This window comes from Paenibacillus sp. BC26 (assembly GCF_900116125.1).
Taxonomy (GTDB): Bacteria; Bacillota; Bacilli; order Paenibacillales; family Paenibacillaceae; genus Paenibacillus_Z; species Paenibacillus_Z lignilyticus.
This window is the reverse complement of sequence record NZ_FPAD01000004.1, coordinates 425,502-444,955: the sequence shown is the minus strand read 5'-3', so window position 1 is coordinate 444,955 and position 19,454 is coordinate 425,502. Positions and strand designations below refer to the sequence as shown.

The 19,454-nt window shown below is 52.6% G+C and carries 13 protein-coding genes; 11 read left to right on the top strand and 2 right to left on the bottom strand.

Features of this window, described 5'->3' with window-relative positions:
• Positions 1-26: 26 nt before the first annotated feature.
• Positions 27-878, bottom strand: a complete 852-nt coding sequence (locus BM412_RS25475) for a helix-turn-helix transcriptional regulator (protein ID WP_091224495.1) — start codon at positions 876-878, stop codon at positions 27-29.
• Positions 879-1,062: 184 nt separating this feature from the next.
• Between BM412_RS25475 and BM412_RS25470 the strand changes: the two genes are divergently transcribed.
• Positions 1,063-2,979, top strand: a complete 1,917-nt coding sequence (locus BM412_RS25470; RefSeq protein WP_091224493.1) for a beta-L-arabinofuranosidase domain-containing protein — start codon at positions 1,063-1,065, stop codon at positions 2,977-2,979.
• A 260-nt stretch (positions 2,980-3,239) separates the two neighbouring features.
• Here BM412_RS25470 and BM412_RS25465 read toward each other — a convergent pair whose 3' ends face one another.
• Entirely contained in the window at positions 3,240-3,713 is a 474-nt protein-coding gene (locus BM412_RS25465; protein WP_256256590.1) for a hypothetical protein, read from the bottom strand.
• A 202-nt stretch (positions 3,714-3,915) separates the two neighbouring features.
• Here BM412_RS25465 and BM412_RS25460 point away from each other — a divergent pair, with 202 nt between their 5' ends.
• The 10 genes from BM412_RS25460 (at position 3,916) to BM412_RS25415 (ending at position 19,453) form a co-directional block, all read left to right on the top strand.
• Positions 3,916-4,575, top strand: a complete 660-nt coding sequence (locus BM412_RS25460; protein ID WP_218163184.1) for a glycosyltransferase — start codon at positions 3,916-3,918, stop codon at positions 4,573-4,575.
• Between the two features lie 146 nt (positions 4,576-4,721).
• Positions 4,722-5,630, top strand: coding sequence for an AraC family transcriptional regulator (locus BM412_RS25455; protein WP_091224491.1), 909 nt, complete (start codon positions 4,722-4,724; stop codon positions 5,628-5,630).
• Positions 5,631-6,286: 656 nt separating this feature from the next.
• On the top strand, positions 6,287-8,068 hold the full coding sequence (locus BM412_RS25450; RefSeq protein WP_091224490.1) for a glycoside hydrolase family 35 protein: 1,782 nt from the start codon (positions 6,287-6,289) through the stop codon (positions 8,066-8,068).
• A 52-nt stretch (positions 8,069-8,120) separates the two neighbouring features.
• Positions 8,121-9,416 carry a glycoside hydrolase family 125 protein gene (locus BM412_RS25445; protein ID WP_091224643.1) on the top strand — a complete coding sequence of 432 codons (1,296 nt, stop codon included), beginning with the start codon at positions 8,121-8,123 and terminating at the stop codon, positions 9,414-9,416.
• Positions 9,417-9,454: 38 nt separating this feature from the next.
• Complete coding sequence (locus BM412_RS25440; RefSeq protein ID WP_091224488.1) at positions 9,455-10,837, top strand: alpha-L-fucosidase; 1,383 nt, start codon at positions 9,455-9,457, stop codon at positions 10,835-10,837.
• Positions 10,838-10,949: 112 nt separating this feature from the next.
• The gene (locus tag BM412_RS25435; protein ID WP_177246085.1) at positions 10,950-13,160 is read left to right on the top strand and encodes a helix-turn-helix domain-containing protein; all 2,211 of its coding nucleotides are present in this window, start codon (positions 10,950-10,952) and stop codon (positions 13,158-13,160) included.
• A 292-nt stretch (positions 13,161-13,452) separates the two neighbouring features.
• A complete protein-coding gene (locus tag BM412_RS25430; protein ID WP_338044917.1) occupies positions 13,453-14,358 on the top strand; it encodes an ABC transporter permease in 906 nt (301 codons plus the stop codon).
• Positions 14,359-14,372: 14 nt separating this feature from the next.
• Complete coding sequence (locus BM412_RS25425; RefSeq protein ID WP_091224482.1) at positions 14,373-15,272, top strand: carbohydrate ABC transporter permease; 900 nt, start codon at positions 14,373-14,375, stop codon at positions 15,270-15,272.
• Positions 15,273-15,412: 140 nt separating this feature from the next.
• On the top strand, positions 15,413-17,068 hold the full coding sequence (locus BM412_RS25420; protein WP_256256589.1) for a type 2 periplasmic-binding domain-containing protein: 1,656 nt from the start codon (positions 15,413-15,415) through the stop codon (positions 17,066-17,068).
• Positions 17,069-17,143: 75 nt separating this feature from the next.
• Positions 17,144-19,453 carry a glycoside hydrolase family 3 N-terminal domain-containing protein gene (locus BM412_RS25415; RefSeq protein WP_091224480.1) on the top strand — a complete coding sequence of 770 codons (2,310 nt, stop codon included), beginning with the start codon at positions 17,144-17,146 and terminating at the stop codon, positions 19,451-19,453.
• The last annotated feature ends 1 nt before the right edge of the window (position 19,454 follow it).

Genomic DNA, 19,454 nt, shown 5'->3' with positions numbered 1-19,454 from the left:
CTGCCTTTTTCTGTGCCTTCCGCAGATCAGCGATACCGCGAGCGGAACTCCTTCGGACGAGCCCCGGTGTGCTTGCTGAAGCAGCGGACGAAATAGGGGAAGGTTTGGAAGCCGGTTTCTTCGGCGATTTTGCCAATGGGCTCGCCGGTGTGAATGAGCAGCTGCTTCGCTTGCTCGATGCGGTAGCGGGTGAGGTAGTCCTGCGGCGTGCAGCCGAATGCTTTCTTCATGCAGAGCGCGATATAGTTGGCGTGAAAATGCAGATGCTCCGACAGTTCCTTGTAGCGGAGCTGTTCCCGGTAGCGGCGTCGCAAAAACGCGGCAGCCTCGTCCGCCAGCGCTAGCTGTGGATCCTTGGCGGCGGTGTTGCTCTCCTCTTGCAGCTGAAGCAGCAGCTCCTGGATCAGTGCTTGCTGGCGGAAGCGTGCCGCCGCCGTGACCTCGGACCGCAGCTCAAGCAGCTGCTGCAGCCGCTCATAGAAGCTCTCGCGCGTATGGAGCTCGCCGCGCCGCGGAATATGGAACACGAACGACTCGATTTGCATGTAGGGTTCCGTGCCGGACGGAAGCATATACGGCTCCCGTTCCGTTACCTCGCTCCAAGTCCCCAGCGTCTGAAAATGGAGCCAATAGAAGTGCGTCTCTTCCTTGCACGGCAGGGCCGTCCGATGAGAGCGATCGGGCCGCAGAATGGCGAAATGCCCGGCCGGGACGGATAACGGCAGCCCATCCTCTTCCAGATACAGACAGCCGCGCGTCACCGCGAGCAGATCAAACACGCCGATGCTGGAGCGGTTCGGATGCCGGCCTTCGGCGGGATACGTATCCTCGCCGGACGTAATGTAGTGCGGCATGGGCGGAGAAGTGAATCGGAACATTGGCGGGCAGCTCCTTTGATGCGGAATTCCTTTTATCATAAGGGTTTGACGAAGGATATGCCATATTCACCATGTTGTAATCGGACAAAAACCGGTTGTTATACGCTATCGGCGTATCCTGCCAGGTCATGTTATATTCGGTTCATATCATTCTATTATTGCTGAAAGGGAGACGATTGAACGTATGGAGATCACGAAGAACAAGCTGACCGCTACCGCGTTTCAAGCGCTGCCGCTGGGCGCGATCAAGCCTGCCGGATGGCTTCGGAACCAGCTGCGCATACAAGCCGACGGATTGACCGGACATTTGGAAGAGCATTGGGGCGATGTCGGTCCGGATAACGGCTGGATTGGCGGACAAGGCGAGAGCTGGGAGCGAGGTCCTTATTATTTGGACGGTCTGCTGCCGCTCGCTTACTTGCTGGAGGATGAGAAGCTGATAGCCAAAGCGCAGCGCTGGGTGGAATGGTCGCTCGCCAGCCAAGGGGAGGACGGCAACTTCGGCCCGCGCGGAACGATTCAATCGGTGAATAACGACATTAACAAGAAGCATGACTGGTGGCATTACATGATCATGCTCAAGGTGATGACGCAATACGCGGAAGTGACGGGGGATGACCGCGTCGTTCCGTTCTTGACCCGATACTTCCGATACGTGCACAGTCATATCGCATCTAACCCGCTTGAGGGGTGGGCGAAGGCGCGTGGCGCGGAGATGGTGCTGTGCGTGCAGTGGCTGTATAAAGAGACAGGAGACGCGTTCCTGCTGGAGCTTGCGGACACGGTGGCCGAGCAGACGCTCGATTGGACAGATGTTTTCCATGATTTCCCCTACTGGCGCAAAGTAGAGGAGTGGGATTGGAGCACGCATGTCGTTAACGTGGCTATGGGGATCAAAACACCTGCCATCCGTTTTGAGCTGAGCGGCGCAGAGGTTGAGCTTGCGGCGGTACATCGCGGCATTGACAGCCTGATGACGTATCATGGGCAAGCGCATGGCATGTTCTCCGGTGACGAATGGTTGTCCGGTACGAGCCCAAGTCAAGGCGTCGAGCTGTGCGCCGTGGTCGAATATATGTATTCGATGGAGCATCTGACGCGCGTGTTTGGCGAAGGACGGTTCGGCGATATTTTGGAAAAGGTGGCGTTCAACGCGCTCCCTGCGGCAATCTCGAAAGACTGGACATCGCATCAATACGATCAGCAGGTGAACCAAATCGTCTGCAACGTGGCTCCGCGGGCTTGGAGCAACGGCCCGGATGCGAACTTGTTTGGTCTGGAACCGCATTTCGGCTGCTGCACATCGAATATGCATCAAGGCTGGCCGAAGTTTACGTCGCATCTGTGGATGGGGGACGGGAACGGCGGCTTGGCGGCTGTGTCGTATGCGCCGAGCGTGGTGAACGCGACGGTCGGAAGCGGTGCGACGACGACAGCGGCGACGGTTACCGTGAGCGGGGAGTATCCGTTCCGCGATATGGTTCACATCACCGTGGCGCTGGATCGTCCAAGTGAAACCTTCGCCCTTTCTATGCGGATTCCGGCGTGGTGCGCTTCCCCTGTTTTGTCGGTTAACGGGGCTAACGTTTCGCTTAACGTCGTTAATGGCTATGCACGTGTGGAACGCGAGTGGAGCGATGGCGATGTGCTGACGCTAAGCCTGCCGATGGCCGTTACAACGACATCACGCAATTTGTACGCCATTAGCGTTGAACGCGGCCCTCTTGTCTACGCCTTGCCCATTCAGGAAAACTGGCAGCTGTTGACGAAGCGGGCGATGTTTCACGACTGGGAGGTTTACCCGGGCTCGCCTTGGAAATACGGCCTGCTGGCAGACAACGACTACGCGGTCAGCGAGAGTGAGGTTCCGTATCAGCCGTTCGACGCGGAGCATGCGCCGGTGCGATTGAAGGCAGCCGGGCAGCTGGTGCGCGAGTGGAAAATGGAAGGCAATAACGCAGGGACGCCGCCGATCTATCCGAAGGTCGAAGGTCAGGAGATCGCGGAATTAACGCTTGTCCCTTACGGCAGCGCGCGTCTGCGAATTGGCGAGTTCCCGCTGATCGGAGAACGCGAGAAGGCGTGGAAGAAGCGGGTATAATCGAAGTGGCGTGAACAGATAAAGTGGCTGAAACGGGGAGTGCTCCGTTCAGCCGCTTTTTTGCTTTTCTATCATGATGGTAGGGAGGAAAGTGTTACACAAGCTGCAACACTTTCCATGCAAAAGAGGCTTTCTTATAGAAAATGCTGCACGTGATGCAACTTTTTCGCGCAAAAAAGCCGTTTGAAAGCCAATGCCCTTGGAAATGTTGCATAATACGCAGCATTCCATTAGATCTTACCGACCAATGCGCACTATCCTCACCGAATGCGGACAAGCGCGTGCTGCAGCACGTTGTTGCCGGTCTGTGGCGTTAGCGGTTCTTGGCTGAGGCCGAACACGTTGAGAATGACGTTGCGATTCGCTGTGCTGCGGCTGATGCGCACCTCGTATTTATACTGGACGCTCGATACGTCCGCGTATATGAAATTCGATGTGCCCGGAGCAAGGGATACGAAGCATTTTGTCGTGTTGCACGGCGTTAGCGTGAGCGCGACCGGCAGGCCGCTTGACCAGTCGAATACTTGGACTGTCATTCGCAAGGCGTTTGCATACCCGAGGTTGACCAGGTCAACGAGGGCGAAGTTGGTACCTGGATTCCGGCGCAGAATTCCCGTCGAGAAAACCGCTCTGCTATAACTGCTGCGTACGCTTCCTTTGGTACCGGTGCCGCCGCTGCTGTTGCTGCTGCGGACTTTTCGGCTGCTTTTGACGACTTTACTGCTTTTCCTCATCATCGACATTCTCCTATCCCCTACTCTCTCATGCCTATCGCTGCTAGTTGCTATACTCCTGTTAATAGATGCCGAGCATGAAGAAAGGGTACGGGTTTCTGCCCGCCTTGAAATAAAAGTGCATGAAATGAATGGAAACGTCCACAATATAAGGGGCTGACCATCCAGACCATACCGGCTTCAGAGAAGGAGAAGAATAACAATGCGGATGAAAAAACAATTGCTAAGCCTGACGCTCGTGTGTGTGCTGCTTGGGCTATGGCTGGCTCCCTTAAGTGCATCAGCTGCCAATCAGGACCATCATGCCCATCAAATGCGCTATACACAGTCGATGGTGAATCTGAATAAGGAACTCCGTAAGCTGTGGGGGGACCATGTTTACTGGACAAGAGCCTACATCGTGAGTGCGATCGAGGGGGTGGCAGACCGCGATAAAGTATTGGAGCGACTGCTTCGTAACCAACAGGATCTCGGTAACGCGATTAAGCCGTACTATGGCGAGAAGGCCGGGAATAAGCTGGCTGAGCTGCTGAGGGAGCATATCCTGATCGCCGGTCAAGTGCTTGAAGCGGCGAAAACCGGCAATCAGGCAGACCTGGAGAAGTACAATCAAGCATGGTACCGGAACGCCGATGACATTGCGAAGTTCCTAAGCGGCGCTAACCCCAACTGGACGCACAAAGAAATCAAGAGCATGATGGATCGACATTTGCAGCTGATTACGGTTGCGGTGACCGCGAGGCTGAAGAAAGATTATAACGGCGATATTGCCGCTTTCGATGCGGGATTGACGCATATGTTAATGTTTGCGGATATTCTCTCGCAGGGAATCATTGCCCAGTTCCCTGATAAGTTCAAATAACCAGCTTGATTACTGCCAAGAGGCCGCCGGATTCGTTCGGTGGCCTTTTTGCATGCCGCGAGCAGGTTCAGCAAGAATCATCAAGAATATAGAATGGAGCCGCGTTACAATGAGAACAGCAAAGGAAGAGGAGGTCCTGCATTCGAATGAGGGAAGATTACCTGCTGCAAATTCAAAAGACGATCGATTACGTGGAAGCGCATATGGAAGAGGAGCTGTCTTTATCGCGGCTGGCGCAGGTTGCGAGGCTGTCCGACTTTCATTTTCACCGGGTTTTTCTGTCCATGGCAGGAGATACCGTGATGGAATACGTGCGTAAGCGCCGTTTGGCGTTATCGGCTTGGCAGGTAGCTAATTCGGATACAAGACTGCTCGACATTGCGCTTAACTTCGGCTTTCAGAATCATGAAACGTTCACCCGCGCCTTCAAGCGCATGTTCGAGATGACGCCGGCTGAGTACCGCAAGCAGGGAATCAAGCCGCCGGCCTACTCGAAGCTAAATGTGCTGCAGCGCAAATACAATCCTTATTTGGGAGGCATTCGCATGAATTATCGGATTGAAACAAAACCGGCGTACAAGGTCATCGGCTACGAGCTTACTACATCCACAATTAATGGCGAAAATCAACGTCAAATTCCGGCCTACTGGCAGGAGTATCTGAAGAATGGCTGGTCGGGCCGTATTCCGAACCGCATTCACAAGGACAGCCCAATCGAGCTCGGCATCTGCCACAGTTTCGATATGGCGAGCGGAAGCTTCAAGTACCTGATCGGCATGGAAGCAGAGGGCTTCGACAACGTGCCGGAGGATCTCGTTTGCCGCGAGTTCGGTGCTGCCGAATATGCGGTGTTTACGACACCTAAGGTGCCTATCGAGCAATTTTCGAACTCGATTCAAAGTACATGGGGCGCGGTATTCGGCGAATGGTTCCCGCATTCCGGTTATGAGCATTCCGGTGCAGCGGAGTTCGAGCTGTATGATTATCGCTGCCACCCGGATCAAGAGCTGGTGGAGATGGACATCTACGTCCCGGTGAAACGCAAAGAAGCGTAAGCTTCAACCTATAGCTAAGAAAAGGTACAGCCGATTATCGATCGGCTGTACCTTTCTCATTTCAGGTTGCCCGAGAAAGTCTCGACTGCCATTTTTTTATCTATGCTTCATGAAAGCAACTCTAACGGTTGTCAGCGCGGCTAATTCATAATAATAAGACTTCTTACAACGCTAACGGTTGTGACAGCCGCTATTTGCAGCATATTGGTCGATTCCCAGTGGAAAACGTTCAAATAAGCTCGCTGGCAACCGTTAGCCTTTATAAAGGGTGAATTTAGGCCATATAGCCGCTGTCGCAACCGTTAGAGGTGGCATGCAACAAACCTTGCGCTCGTCGCGGAATCACAGAACATAGATGCAGTGCCGGAAGCTGAAAAACCGGCTTTGTCTCAATCGCGGGTTTCTCGATACGCTGAAAAGGTACAGCCGACTTATCGGCTGTACCTTTTCTTATTGCTCCGGGCAGGCGAATTTTGCGCGATACGAGGATGCAAGATTCACCAACTTCTCTTTTTTCAACTGAGCAGGGTTCTGAGAAAATGGTGTAGTGCCCTGCTTGGGGAGGAAAAAGGTGTACTGCCCGAAAAAATCCCGTTGAGTACGGGAAGTCCCGCGTTTATCCTAAGTCTACAAGATAGAGGTAAGGAGAGAGCGGGTTGAGTCCATTTTCAATTGAAGGAAATACGTTTGTAGTAGAAGGCAAGCCTGTCCGCCTTCTGTCCGGGGCCATGCATTATTTCCGGATTGTCCCTCAGTACTGGCAAGACCGTTTACTGAAGTTGAAAGCTTGCGGACTAAATACGGTAGAGACGTACGTTCCCTGGAATGTTCATGAGCCGAATGAAGGGCAATTCTGTTTCGAAGGAATAGCCGATGTGTTCGCTTTTATCGAGCTTGCGGGCAGCCTCGGCTTGCACGTCATCGTTCGTCCGAGTCCATATATTTGTGCGGAATGGGAATTCGGCGGGCTCCCGGCATGGCTGCTGGCGGATTCCGATATGCAGCTGAGATGCAGCTATCCGCCCTATCTCGATAAGGTTGATGCTTATTATGATGCACTCATTCCGCGGTTGAAGCCGCTTCTCTGCACCAATGGCGGACCCGTTATCGCGGTGCAGATCGAGAATGAATATGGCAGCTACGGCAATGACCCCAACTACCTGGAGTATTTGCAGCAGGCGCTGCTGAAACGCGGAATCGATGTCCCGCTGTTTACCTCCGATGGACCCACCGATGCGCTGCTGCAAGGCGGATCCGTTCCAGGCGTGCTGTCGACGGTCAATTTTGGCTCCAATCCGGCCTCTTCCTTTGACAAGCTGAAGGAATATCAGCCGGATTCGCCGCTCATGTGCATGGAGTACTGGAATGGATGGTTTGACCATTGGGGCAAACCGCATCATACGCGCGATGCTGCAGATGCGGCGGCTGTGCTGGATGAAATGCTGGCAGTCGGCGCTTCCGTCAATTTCTATATGTTCCATGGCGGCACGAATTTCGGGTTCTACAATGGCGCAAACTGCCAGGAGCCTAATCTCTACGAGCCGACAATCACGAGCTACGACTATGATTCGCCGCTGGATGAAACCGGCGCGCCAACGGCTAAGTATTATGCGGTGCGCGAAGTCATTGCCAAGTATGAAGAGCTAGGTCCGCTGGAGCTTCCTCCTGCCATCCCCCGCCGCGCATACGGGCAAGTTGAATTGACGGAGCAGGCAGCGTTATGGGAGCAGCTCGACGTGCTGTCGGCACCGGTGCAATCCGTTACACCGCTTCCGATGGAGAAAGTCGGCCAGAATTTTGGCTTTATTCTATATTCGACGCACATTTCAGGACCGCGTCCTTCAGAGCAGCTCTATCTGCAAGAGGTGCGCGACCGGGCTTTAGTCTTCGTCGACGGCGAATTCAAAGGCGTGATCGAACGATCGCAGACGCCGCAATCGCTGGCAATCGAAGTGCCGGCCGGAGGCGCAAGGCTGGATATTCTCGTTGAGAATATGGGCAGAATCAACTATGGCCCTTACCTAAGGGATCGCAAAGGAATCACGGAAGGGGTCCGACTGGGGTTCCAATTTCTCTTCAATTGGACGATTCGGCCGATTTCGTTGGAAGACGTATCGAAGCTGGATTTTGCTAACAACAGCTCGAGATCGGATGGGCCAAGTTTCTATAAAGGCTCCTTCCATGTGCTAGAAGCCCAAGCAGATACGTTCCTGGATATGCAGGGCTGGACGAAAGGCGTCGTCTTCATCAACGGCTTTAATTTGGGACGTTACTGGAGCAAAGGTCCACAGCAAACGCTTTATGTACCTGCGCCTCTGCTGCGTGAAGGCCACAATGAAATTACCGTATTCGAGCTTCATGGCGCATCACCAACAACGACGGTTACACTCACGGATACGCCGATACTACATCACCAGCCACAGCAAACCGAAAAGTAGGGAATTAGAAAATACAGAAAAGAAGGTGAATCGCTTGTCCACTTCACTCAAAATGCCGCAATCGATCCAAGCAATTCTGGCCCTGGCGGAGACAGAGCTGGCTGCGCATCCGAAGCTGCTTCATATGTTCAAGCAATGCTTCCCGAACACATTGGAAACGACCACACGCCTGATGGATGATGGGACCTCGTTCGTGTTTACCGGCGATATCCCGGCCATGTGGCTGCGGGATTCCAGTGCACAGGTCAGACCTTATATTCAACTGGCTTCGGAGGATCCGGAGCTTCGCCGCATCATCGAAGGGCTGTTGAAGCGTCAATTCCAGTGCATCCTCATCGATCCGTACGCGAATGCCTTCAACGAAGAGGCCAATGACAATCGGTACGAGAACGACATTACGGAATTGCCTGCGCCCAGCCCATGGGTATGGGAGCGTAAATACGAGATCGATTCTTTGTGTTATCCGATTCAAATCAGTTACTTGTACTGGAAACAGACTGGCAGCACGGCTGCATTCGACGAGACGTTCAAGCAGGCAGCGGCACTTATTCTGCAGCTGTGGCGCACGGAGCAGAAGCACGTGGAGGAGTCGCCGTACCGTTTCACACGCCTATCCGGCCCGCCAAGCGATACGATCCACAACAACGGAATGGGCGCGCCGGTCAGCTACACAGGCATGACGTGGTCCGGTTTCCGGCCTAGCGATGATGCTTGTGCCTATGGCTATTTGGTTCCCGCTAACATGTTCGCGAGCGTGGTGTTAGGCTACTTGGCTGAGATCGCAAGCGAAGTGCTGGGCGATGCGTCGATGCAGAGCGAAGCGCTTGCGCTGCAGGAAGAGATCGACGTTGGCATTCACGATTTCGGTATCTGCAAGCACCCGGTTTACGGGGATATATTCGCCTATGAAACCGATGGGCAGGGCAATTACACGCTGATGGATGATGCGAACGTGCCAAGCCTGCTGTCCATTCCTTATCTGGGCTACGCAGCCAAGGATGATCCGATTTACCTGAACACGCGCCGTTTCATTCTGAGCAAGGACAACCCGTACTACTACGAAGGCAGCGTTGCGAAAGGGATCGGAAGCCCGCATACGCCGCCGCGTTATATTTGGCACATCAGCTTGGTCATGCAAGCCCTCACCTCGACCGACGATCAGGAAATCGCGGAGATCGTGAAGCTGCTGATCGCTACGGATGGAGACACCGGCTTTATGCACGAAGGCTTCAGCGTGGATGATCCGACGCAGTTCACGAGATCGTGGTTTGCTTGGGCAAACACCTTGTTCGGCGAGCTGATTCTGAAGCTGATCCACGAGAAGAAGATTGGAGCCATGCTCGCGTAAGCAGCGAAGCATCGTTAACTATTAAGGAGGCTAACAACATGAGTGAAACCGTACATGAAGTGGAAAATGGCGTTCATAATTATAGCAGCGAATCCGAGTGGGTCAAACCAACGGACCCGGTAACCTTGGAACGTCTGGAATGGTTCCAGGATCAGAAGCTCGCCTTGATGATGCATTGGGGTCCCTATTCCCAGATCGGCATGGTGGAGTCGTGGACGCTTAGCGATGAAGACGGCGACTGGGCGCGTAATGACGTCGATTGGACAGACGACTATGAAGAGATGAAACGCGAGTACTTCGCGCTGAATAAGACCTTCAATCCGATTCGCTTCGAGCCGGAGAAATGGGCGGAAGTAGCTGCTGAAGGCGGCTTCAAATATTTGATCTTCACAACTAAGCATCACGATGGCTTCTGCATGTGGGATACGCATACGACGGACTACCGCATTACGGGCAAGGAGACGCCTTTCCATGCGCATCGCTATGCGGATATTTGCAAGAATGTATTCGATGCCTTCCGCGATAAAGGACTTGCGATCGCGACGTATTTCTCCAAAGCGGACTGGAATACGCCGTATTATTGGGCACCGGGCATGGAGAGAGGCCGTCATATGTGGCGCGGACCTTCTTACAATCCGGCGGAGCATCCTTCGATGTGGGAGAAATTCGTCCAGTTCACGCATGAGCAAATTATGGAGCTGATGACGCGTTATGGCCGCATCGACATCCTGTGGCTCGATGCCGGCTGGGTACGAGATGGCGGCAAGGTGAACCAAGATATTCGTCTTGGCGAAGTGGTTGAGCGCGCACGCCAGACTTCCCAGCCATGGCTGCTGTCGGCTGACCGTACAGTAGGCGGCGCTTATGAGAACTACGTGACACCGGAGCAAACGATCCCGGATCGTCCGCTGCATGTGCCTTGGGAGAGCTGCATCACCATTGGTACCTCGTTCTCGTTCGGCTTCGAGGACAAGTACAAGTCTGCTCGCCAATTGGTTCATATCTTGATGGAGGTCGTAGCTAAAGGCGGCAACCTGGCGCTAAACGTCGGACCTCAGCCTGACGGCAGATTGCCTAAAGGCGCGGTGAAGAGCATGAAGGACCTCGGCGCTTGGATGAAAGTGTTTGGCGAAGCGGTCTACGGCACGCGGATTTGCGCGCCATACTACACGGGCGATTGTGCGTTTACTCGTAAAGGCGACACGGTTTACTGCACTTATTTATATGCAAACGAGAATTCGCCGGTATCCGGACAAATCCGCATTCCGTATACGGAAGCAGTTACGGGCATCGAGCTCGTGGATACGGGAGAATCTGTCTTCTACACGCGGGACCAAGAGGGCATTATCGTGCATCTTCCGGAGAGCCAGCTGAACGGAGCAGCTCCGATCGCGCATGTTTTCCGCATGGCTACGAAGTAATTCGCGCGGCTGCTAATCTAGCAAATTTGGCAAGGAGACATAAATTAGTGTAGAATAAAGTGTATTTTTTTAAAGAGACGACACGGGAAACATAAGATAAAGGGGGATGGACATGAACAGCAACTGGTTCCGTAAATTACTTTTATCTTATCTTCCCGTGTTTTTTGTTGTTGTCACGATATTATTTGTTGTTTTCTTCCAAACGCTTAACGAACAGAATCGCAAAGAAGCGATTAAGGCCAATGAGTTTCTCGCCCAGCAGGTTGTAAGGTTCACGGACAACTCGCTCAAGACGCTGGATTATCGGATACTGCGAGACACGCTTTCGACTGCGGAGCTGCGGAAATTCTTCAATGCGAAGAGCGAAGACGTGTACATTAATATGCAAGCTAACACGCTCATGGATGATTGGAAGCTTAATTACTCCATCATCGATTCCGCGTATCTCATCCGGTTAAAGGATGATTTCGTTGTGGGCGACGGATCGGGTATTACTTCGGACTTTGTGGACAAGCCCTTTATAGAGCCATACATAGAGCAGAAGCTGGCACCAGGAAAATGGACGGGAAAACGAAGCTACAAACCCTATACAGCGGAGAAAGCCAAGGATGTTATCACGCTTGTGCAGGATTATCCGCATTTCACGACGGAGAAAAAAGGGTATATCGTCGTCAATGTCAGCTTGTCCAAACTGAAAGCCTCGGTTACGCCCATGTACAATCCGAATCTGACCTTCGTTCGCATCAGCGATAAACTGGGCAGCAGCCTTATGGATGACAGCACGGTAAGCGAAGGAAACCGAACGGTGCTTTCCCATTACGTGTCTCCGTATACAGGCTGGGAAGTCGAGAGCGGTCCGGCTGATTCCGGTCTGTCGCGGCTTGTCCTCAATTTCTATAGTATTTGGGTCATCATTGCCATCGTTGCGGTTCTCTTAGGCGTCATTTGGGTCGTCCACGTGACGAGGCGCAACTATAAACCGATCAGCCAATTGGTTTCCCTGATTCGTACAAGCGCGTTAATCAAGCCGGAGGATGGCAAGACCGGCGACAACGAATTCGGGTTTATCCGCGGTGCGCTTGAGCATCTGATGGAGGAAACGACGAAGACCAGAGAACAGAACAAAGAAACGGTTATTTTGAAGAAAAAGCATCGCTTCAATGAGGCCATTGAAGGACGCGTGCCGATTCGAGAAACGGAATGGCAGGCGGATTTGCTTACGTATCATGTCGATCCGGCCGGTTCGAGGGCGTTCGTGTATGTGCTTGAAATCGACCGATATCAACAGTTTATCGAGACCTATCATCACCAGGATCAATCCATCCTCAAATTCGTCATAACCAGCGTTATGCAGGAAATGTCCGCGCTAAGCGGGGCAAGTGTCTGGGCCGAGTGGATTGTGGACAGCAAGTTAGCCGCCATCGTGTGGGTGCCGGATGAAGCGGATGCGAACGCGCAGAGCGTACACATCGGCGAGCAAATCGTGGAATGGGTGCGGGGCAATTTGAGCTTTACGGTGACCATCGGCGCCGGCGCAATCGCGAGCAGTCTCGAAGGGATTCGAAGTTCGTACGAACTTGCGGGCAACCTGCTGCAGTACAAGGCGGTGCTTGGAACGGGAAGAATGCTTCAACCTTCGGAGCTCGATGCGTCAAAGTTCCGTGTCCACGATTATTTTGGCACCATTCACTCCCTATCCCAGGCAATCAGGCTTGCTGAGAGCGGATGGAAGAAACATCTGGACGAGCTGTTCGATCAAATCCAAGATTCCATCTCCTCGCGCAAGGAAATCGAGAGTTTCCTGCAATTCCTTCACCAGCAGCTTAGCCGCGTATTCGTGGAGCTGTCCAAGGATTATCGCAATGTGTGGAAAGATGCCGGCGCGGAGCTCGTTGAACTGGGCAGAAGCTGGGAGACGGCAGCCGAACTGAAGCAGGGCTGCAGGCAAATCTTCGAAGCCGCGACGGATCGCTTGCAAGCGCTCAAGGATTCCCAGCGGACGCGGGCCGTAATCGGCGACATTCGCGCTTATATCGAAGAGCATTATGCCAATCCGGAGCTCTCGCTTGATCATCTAAGCGACAAGTTCAACATTCATGCGAAGAACATCAGTAAGCTGTTCAAAGAAGAGTCGGGTGGGAATTTTGTGGATTTCTTAATCGGACTGCGAATGGATAAAGCCAAACAGCTGCTGCTCAGTACCGATATATCGTTACAGGAAATCAGCGTGCAGGTCGGCTACTTCAACTACAACTCATTCAACCGTGCGTTCAAGAACGTTGCGGGATTTTCTCCAAGTGATTATCGCAAGCAGCAGAAATGATGGGCATTCTATAACCTTGGGTCAAGCCGGCAGCACCGGCGGACACCAAGGTTTTTTTGCGCTTCACATCGTGGTGTAAGGTATCGACTGCACGATATTCGGCGGTTTTCGGGGGCGAAAAAGGACAAGTGTAGAAAATCGAGGAGTTCTCTTAATTCCCGGTGCTGAACGATCACCTAATGCACACCCCGCGAAAATAGTGGTATCGCGGAATCTTACGAATTGCCGGTGTTGTCCTCGGCAGGCTAGAATCGAGCTACCGAATACGACACTGAATTAAGGGGTAATGCGGATGGCGCAGACATGGAGCAAAATGAAGCGGAGTTGGGAGCTATACCTGCTTGTCCTTCTACCGGTACTTTATCTTATCATCTTCAAATATATACCGATGTTTGGAGTCATTATCGCGTTTAAAGATTTTAACGTCATTAAAGGGATCCTGGGCAGTCCGTGGGTCGGGTTTAAACACTTTGATAATTTGTTTAGCTCGCCGAACTTTCCCATCCTTATTAAGAACACGCTGATCATCAGTTTCTACTCGCTCTTGGCAGGATTCCCGATACCGATTCTGCTGGCGCTGGCACTAAACGAAATTCGGACAGGCTTCTTTAAACGGTCGGTTCAAATGATCACTTACGCGCCTCACTTTATTTCGACGGTTATTATGGTATCGATCATTATTCTGATGCTTTCCCCGCATGTTGGGGTAATTGACAGAGTCTTGTCCTTCTTGGGATGGGAGTCCATTAACTTCATGGGTGAGCCCAAACTATTCAAATCGATTTATGTATGGTCCGGCGTATGGCAGGAAATGGGTTATGCGTCCATTATCTATATCGCGGCATTGGCCAGTGTCGATCCTTCGCTCTATGAAGCGGCACGTATGGATGGCGCATCGCGATTCAAGAAAATCATTCATATCGATTTACCGTCGCTACTTCCGATTACGATTACGCTGCTCATTCTAAGTTTGGGCAACGTTATGGCGGTCGGCTTTGAAAAAATCTTCTTAATGCAAAATTCGCTGAACTTGAGCACGTCCGAGGTTATCTCGACTTATGTGTATAAGGTCGGTTTGCTCGGTGCGAACTTCAGCTTCTCCTCGGCGGTTGGATTATTCAACTCCGTCATTAACTTGATTCTGCTTGTCGGTGTAAACGCAGTTGCACGCAGAGTTTCACAAAACAGCTTGTGGTAGAAAGGCGGCCGTCTATGTTAATCAAACAAAAAATCAGAGAACCCTTCGGCGACCGCGTTTTGCTGATCTCTCTTTATCTCTTGCTTGCAGCGATTACACTGACCGTGCTTTATCCGCTGCTCTATATTTTCAGTTCATCGCTCAGCTCGCCGGATGCCGTCGTTTCAGGCAAAGTGTGGCTGTACCCGGTCGACTTCTCGTTCAGAGCCTATAAGTCGATTTTCCAAAGCTCGCAGCTGATGACAGGCTATTATAACAGCTTTATTTATACGATTTTCGGAACGCTGATTAACGTCGCCTTTACCGTGCTCATGGCCTTCCCGCTGTCGCAGCGGACGATGCCGGGCCGCAAATACATCATGATTCTCATGATGGTCACGTTATTTTTTAGCGGCGGACTCATACCAACGTATTTGCTGGTAAAAAATTTACACATGCTGGATACGCGGTGGGCGCTATGGCTCCCCGGAGCATTCTCGATTTTCCAAGTTATCATTGCCAGAACCTTCTTCCAATCTTCGATTCCGTCGGAGCTGCAAGAAGCTTCCCAAATGGACGGCTGCCGAGATCTCCGTTACTTGTGGAGCATCGTATTGCCATTGTCCAAACCGGTACTGGCCGTTATGACGCTGATGTATGCGGTAGGCCACTGGAATGCGTACTTTGATGCCCTGATCTACTTGAGATCGGAACATCTTTTCCCGCTGCAATATGTCCTTCGCAACATGCTGATTCTTAACGCAGCTGATCCGGCGATGCTGGCGAATACCGCGCAGAGCCTTCGGGACAAGGGCTTCGAGCAGGTGCTGAAATATGCGCTGATCGTCGTAGCCTGCGTGCCTGTTCTCATCATGTATCCTTTCGTGCAAAAGCATTTCGTCAAAGGTGTTATGGTTGGTTCCTTAAAGGGCTAGCTTCAGCAATAGCGTGAACTAATGGTGGAGGTGGGGCAACGACATCATCGATCTGGCTTAAGCGTGTTGGCAATCAGGGGGAACTGCTCGGGAAGTTCGAGCAGCTGCAACGAAACAATTCATTCTAGGAGGAGTTCGTTTTGAAAAAGTCCATCTGGGTATCACTCATGATCGTATTGATCAGCAGTATCGTTCTTTCCGCATGTGGCAGCAACAACAAAGAGAATGCCGGTGCAGGCAATGAAACAAAAGGTAACAACGCAGCTACTGAAGCGTCAGGACCTATCAATATCGGATTTTTCGCGCCGCAAGGCAAAGCACCGCTTGAGGACAATGAGTACACGAAGCTTGTGGAAGAGAAATTCAATGTCAAAATCAAGTGGGATGTCGCTCCTACCGATGCACTTGTAGACCGTAGACAGCTGCTGCTTGCAAGCGGCGACTATCCGGAAGTGTTCCTGGAAGCGAAATTCACGACCGGCGACTTGATGACATACGGCAAGCAAGGCGTGCTGATTCCGCTTAACGATCTCATTGACAAATATGCGCCGAATTTGAAGGCGATGATGGAGAAGAAGCCTTACCTGAAAGAAGCGATGACCGCTCCGGACGGCAACATTTACGGCATTGCACGCTTGAATGAATGTTACCACTGTACACATGCACAGAAGTTCTGGATGAACAAGGCTTGGCTGGATAAGCTGGGACTTGCAGTTCCTACAACGACTGACGAGCTGTATACAGCTCTTAAAGCTTTCAAAACGCAAGATCCGAACGGCAACGGCAAGGCGGATGAAATTCCATTGACAGGCGCTCCAAACAAATCCGTTTGGAACGGCAATATCGATTCCTATCTGATGAATTCATTTATTTATAACGATAATGATAAGTATTTAACGGTCACAGATGGTAAAGTAGACTTTGCAGCGAACAAGCCGGAGTGGAAAGAAGGCTTGGCCTATATGCACAAGCTGTACACCGAAGGTTTGATCGACAAAGCATCGTTCACGCAGAATGATCAAGCGGTTGGCCAGCTTGGCCAACGTGAAGGCGATGAGATTGTAGGTTCCATCACGACTGCGCTTGTCAGCTACCTGGTTAAAGCTTATGAAGATACGGATGAGCGTCAGAAGCACTGGGTTATCGTACCACCGGTAAAAGGACCGAGCGGTGTTCAGCTTGCGGGTACGTCGCAAGGTATCAGCGAGTTCCCGATGGCGATTACGAACAAAGCATCTGAAGCACAGCAAATCGCCGCAATCAAAATTATCGACTACGCATACAGCGAAGAAGGCGCACTGTTCAGCGAATACGGCGCTAAAGAAGGCATCGGCTGGAAGACAGCGGAAGCAGGCGAACTTAACATTACCGGTCAACCTGCGAAGTACAGCTTCTCCGGACTGCAGCCTGTAGACGAGAATGTGGTTCGTAACGATAGCTGGTCGCTTCTTGGACCTAAAGATCTGTCGAAGGAATTCCGCGATTTGTTCGCGACAGCTCAAGACCCGCTGACAGCTGCAGGTTATGAGAAACGTCTTGCAGATGCAACAGCGGCCTACGATGCATATGCACCGAAGGAAACTTATCCGTCCGGTGCTTATGTGAAAGCAGAAGATACGGATACAATCGCTCAATTGGCAACTTCCATCAAGGATTATGTCAATTCGAACATGGCACAATTCATCATCGGCGACAAGGACCTTGAGAAAGATTGGGATGGCTACGTGAAAGGGTTCGACGGCTTGAACCTGCCGCAATACATCCAAATTTATCAATCCGCGATTGAAAAGAAATAAATCAAACAACAAGGAAGTATTCCTTCGGGCGTACTTCCTTGTGTTTTCTTGTAGGGACAGAAGGAGGAAGGTACTATGCGATACAAAGACGCTTCGCTTACAGTCTCTGAACGGGTAAGTGATTTGCTGGCACACATGACAGTTGAAGAGAAGATCGGTCAGATGACGCAGCCATTCGGGTGGAAAACGTACCATAAGAAGGCCGATGGCACGATCGAGCTGGATGCCGACTTTCAGGAACAGGTTAAGAAAGGTGGCATCGGCTCGCTCTACGGCACGCTTCGCGCGGATCCGTGGACAGAGGTAACGCTTGAGAACGGACTTTCGCCGGAGCAAGGCGCGCGCGCGGTTAATGAAATCCAGCGCTTCGCCATGGAACAGTCCAGACTCGGCATTCCGATTCTGTTTGGCGAAGAGTGCTCGCACGGTCATATGGCGATTGGCGCTACCGTATTTCCGGTTCCGCTTCTGATCGGAAGCGCATGGAATGTGGAGCTGTACCGCGAGATGTGCCGAGCCGTAGCGCTCGAAACCCGCAGCCAAGGCGGGGCCGCTACTTATTCGCCGGTGCTCGACGTCGTACGCGATCCGCGCTGGGGCAGAACCGAGGAGTGCTTCGGGGAAGACCCGTTCATGATCGGGGAGCTGGCGGTTGCGGCTGTACAGGGATTGCAAGGGGAGCGGCTTGATGGAGAAGGAAGCTTGATCGCTACGTTGAAGCATTTTGTCGGCTATGGCGCCTCAGAGGGAGGGCGCAATGCCGGACCTGCGCATATGGGGAAACGAGAACTGCACGAAGTCGACTTACTGCCGTTTCGTAAAGGCGTCGAAGCCGGTGCGAAGTCGATCATGCCGGCTTATAACGAGATCGACGGCGTGCCTTGCACGTCGAATGCCGAACTGCTGCAGCAAGTGCTCCGCGAAGAATGGGGCTTTGACGGGTTCGTCATTACCGATTGCGGAGCGATCAATATGCTGGCTTGGGGACATGATGTCGCGGAGAACGGCGAAGACGCTTCGGCGATCTCGCTCAAGGCGGGCATCGACATGGAGATGTCGGGGGCGATGTTCGCCGGTCATCTTCATGACGCGCTGCGCAGCGGCTTAATTGAAGAAGCGGATCTCGATGTGGCCGTTGGGCGGATTTTGAAAGCCAAGTTCGAGCTCGGATTGTTTGATCGCGCTTATGTTGATCCGGCTGCGGCCGCGCGGATTATCGGTTGTCCGGAGCATGCGGAGCTGGCGCGCGAGGTCGCTCGCCAAGGCATCATCCTGCTGAAGAACGAAGGCGCGGCATTGCCTTTATCGAAGGCTGGCAGTGGGAAAATCGCCGTGATCGGTCCCAATGCCGATCACATCTATAATCAGCTTGGCGATTACACGTCTCCGCAGCCGCGCGAGAAGATCGTTACGCTGCTTGACGGCATTAAGGCAGCGCTCGGCGAAGAAGCGACGGACCGTGTGCTCTACGCCCCGGGTTGTAGAATTCAAGGCGATTCCAAGGAAGGCTTCGCTTCCGCCCTGGCTTGCGCGGAGCAAGCCGATGTAGTCGTATTGGCGCTTGGCGGCTCCAGTGCGCGGGACTTCGGCGAAGGGACTATCGATTTGCGTACAGGCGCGTCCGTTGTATCCGACCTAGCTTGGAGCGATATGGAATGCGGCGAGGGGATCGACCGCACCGGACTACACTTGATGGGCGTACAGCTTACGCTGGCGCAGGAAATTCATAAATTGGGCAAGAAACTCGTTGTTGTTTATATTAACGGCCGTCCGATTGTAGAACCGTGGATCGACGAGCATGCCGATGCTATTCTTGAAGCCTGGTACCCCGGGCAAGAAGGCGGCGCAGCGCTTGCCGATATTCTGTTCGGCGACGTGAATCCGTCCGGCCGACTGACGATATCGGTGCCGAAGCATGTCGGCCAGCTTCCGGTCTACTATAACGGCAAACGCAGCCGGGGCAAGCGGTATTTGGAAATGGATGCAAAGCCGCGTTATCCGTTTGGCTACGGGCTCAGCTACACGACGTTTGAATATAGCGAGCTAGCCGTATTCCCAGAGGTGATCGCGACGGACGGGAAGGCAGTCGTTACCGTAGATGTGTCGAATACCGGCGAGGTTGCAGGAACGGAGGTCGTTCAGCTCTATATCTCCGATAAAGTAAGCTCCATTACTCGACCGGCGAAGGAATTGAAAGGCTTCGAACGTGTGACGCTTGAGCCGGGAGAAACCAAAACCGTAAGCTTCATCGTAGGCAAGGAGCATCTGCAAATGCTGGATGTGAACCTGAAGCCGTTTGTGGAAGCAGGGGAATTCCTGATGATGATCGGAAGAAATGCGGAAGACGTAATCAGCACATCCTTGCATGTGCGAAGTGAGGTGTAGG

Excerpts from the sequence above, each read along its gene's own strand:
- BM412_RS25475 (WP_091224495.1), bottom strand. The coding sequence starts at position 878 with ATGTTCCGATTCACTTCTCCGCCCATGCCGCACTACATTACGTCCGGC.
- BM412_RS25470 (WP_091224493.1), top strand. The coding sequence starts at position 1,063 with ATGGAGATCACGAAGAACAAGCTGACCGCTACCGCGTTTCAAGCGCTG.
- BM412_RS25465 (WP_256256590.1), bottom strand. The coding sequence starts at position 3,713 with ATGAGGAAAAGCAGTAAAGTCGTCAAAAGCAGCCGAAAAGTCCGCAGC.
- BM412_RS25460 (WP_218163184.1), top strand. The coding sequence starts at position 3,916 with ATGCGGATGAAAAAACAATTGCTAAGCCTGACGCTCGTGTGTGTGCTG.
- BM412_RS25455 (WP_091224491.1), top strand. The coding sequence starts at position 4,722 with ATGAGGGAAGATTACCTGCTGCAAATTCAAAAGACGATCGATTACGTG.
- BM412_RS25445 (WP_091224643.1), top strand. The coding sequence starts at position 8,121 with ATGCCGCAATCGATCCAAGCAATTCTGGCCCTGGCGGAGACAGAGCTG.
- BM412_RS25440 (WP_091224488.1), top strand. The coding sequence starts at position 9,455 with ATGAGTGAAACCGTACATGAAGTGGAAAATGGCGTTCATAATTATAGC.
- BM412_RS25435 (WP_177246085.1), top strand. The coding sequence starts at position 10,950 with ATGAACAGCAACTGGTTCCGTAAATTACTTTTATCTTATCTTCCCGTG.
- BM412_RS25430 (WP_338044917.1), top strand. The coding sequence starts at position 13,453 with ATGGCGCAGACATGGAGCAAAATGAAGCGGAGTTGGGAGCTATACCTG.
- BM412_RS25425 (WP_091224482.1), top strand. The coding sequence starts at position 14,373 with ATGTTAATCAAACAAAAAATCAGAGAACCCTTCGGCGACCGCGTTTTG.
- BM412_RS25415 (WP_091224480.1), top strand. The coding sequence starts at position 17,144 with ATGCGATACAAAGACGCTTCGCTTACAGTCTCTGAACGGGTAAGTGAT.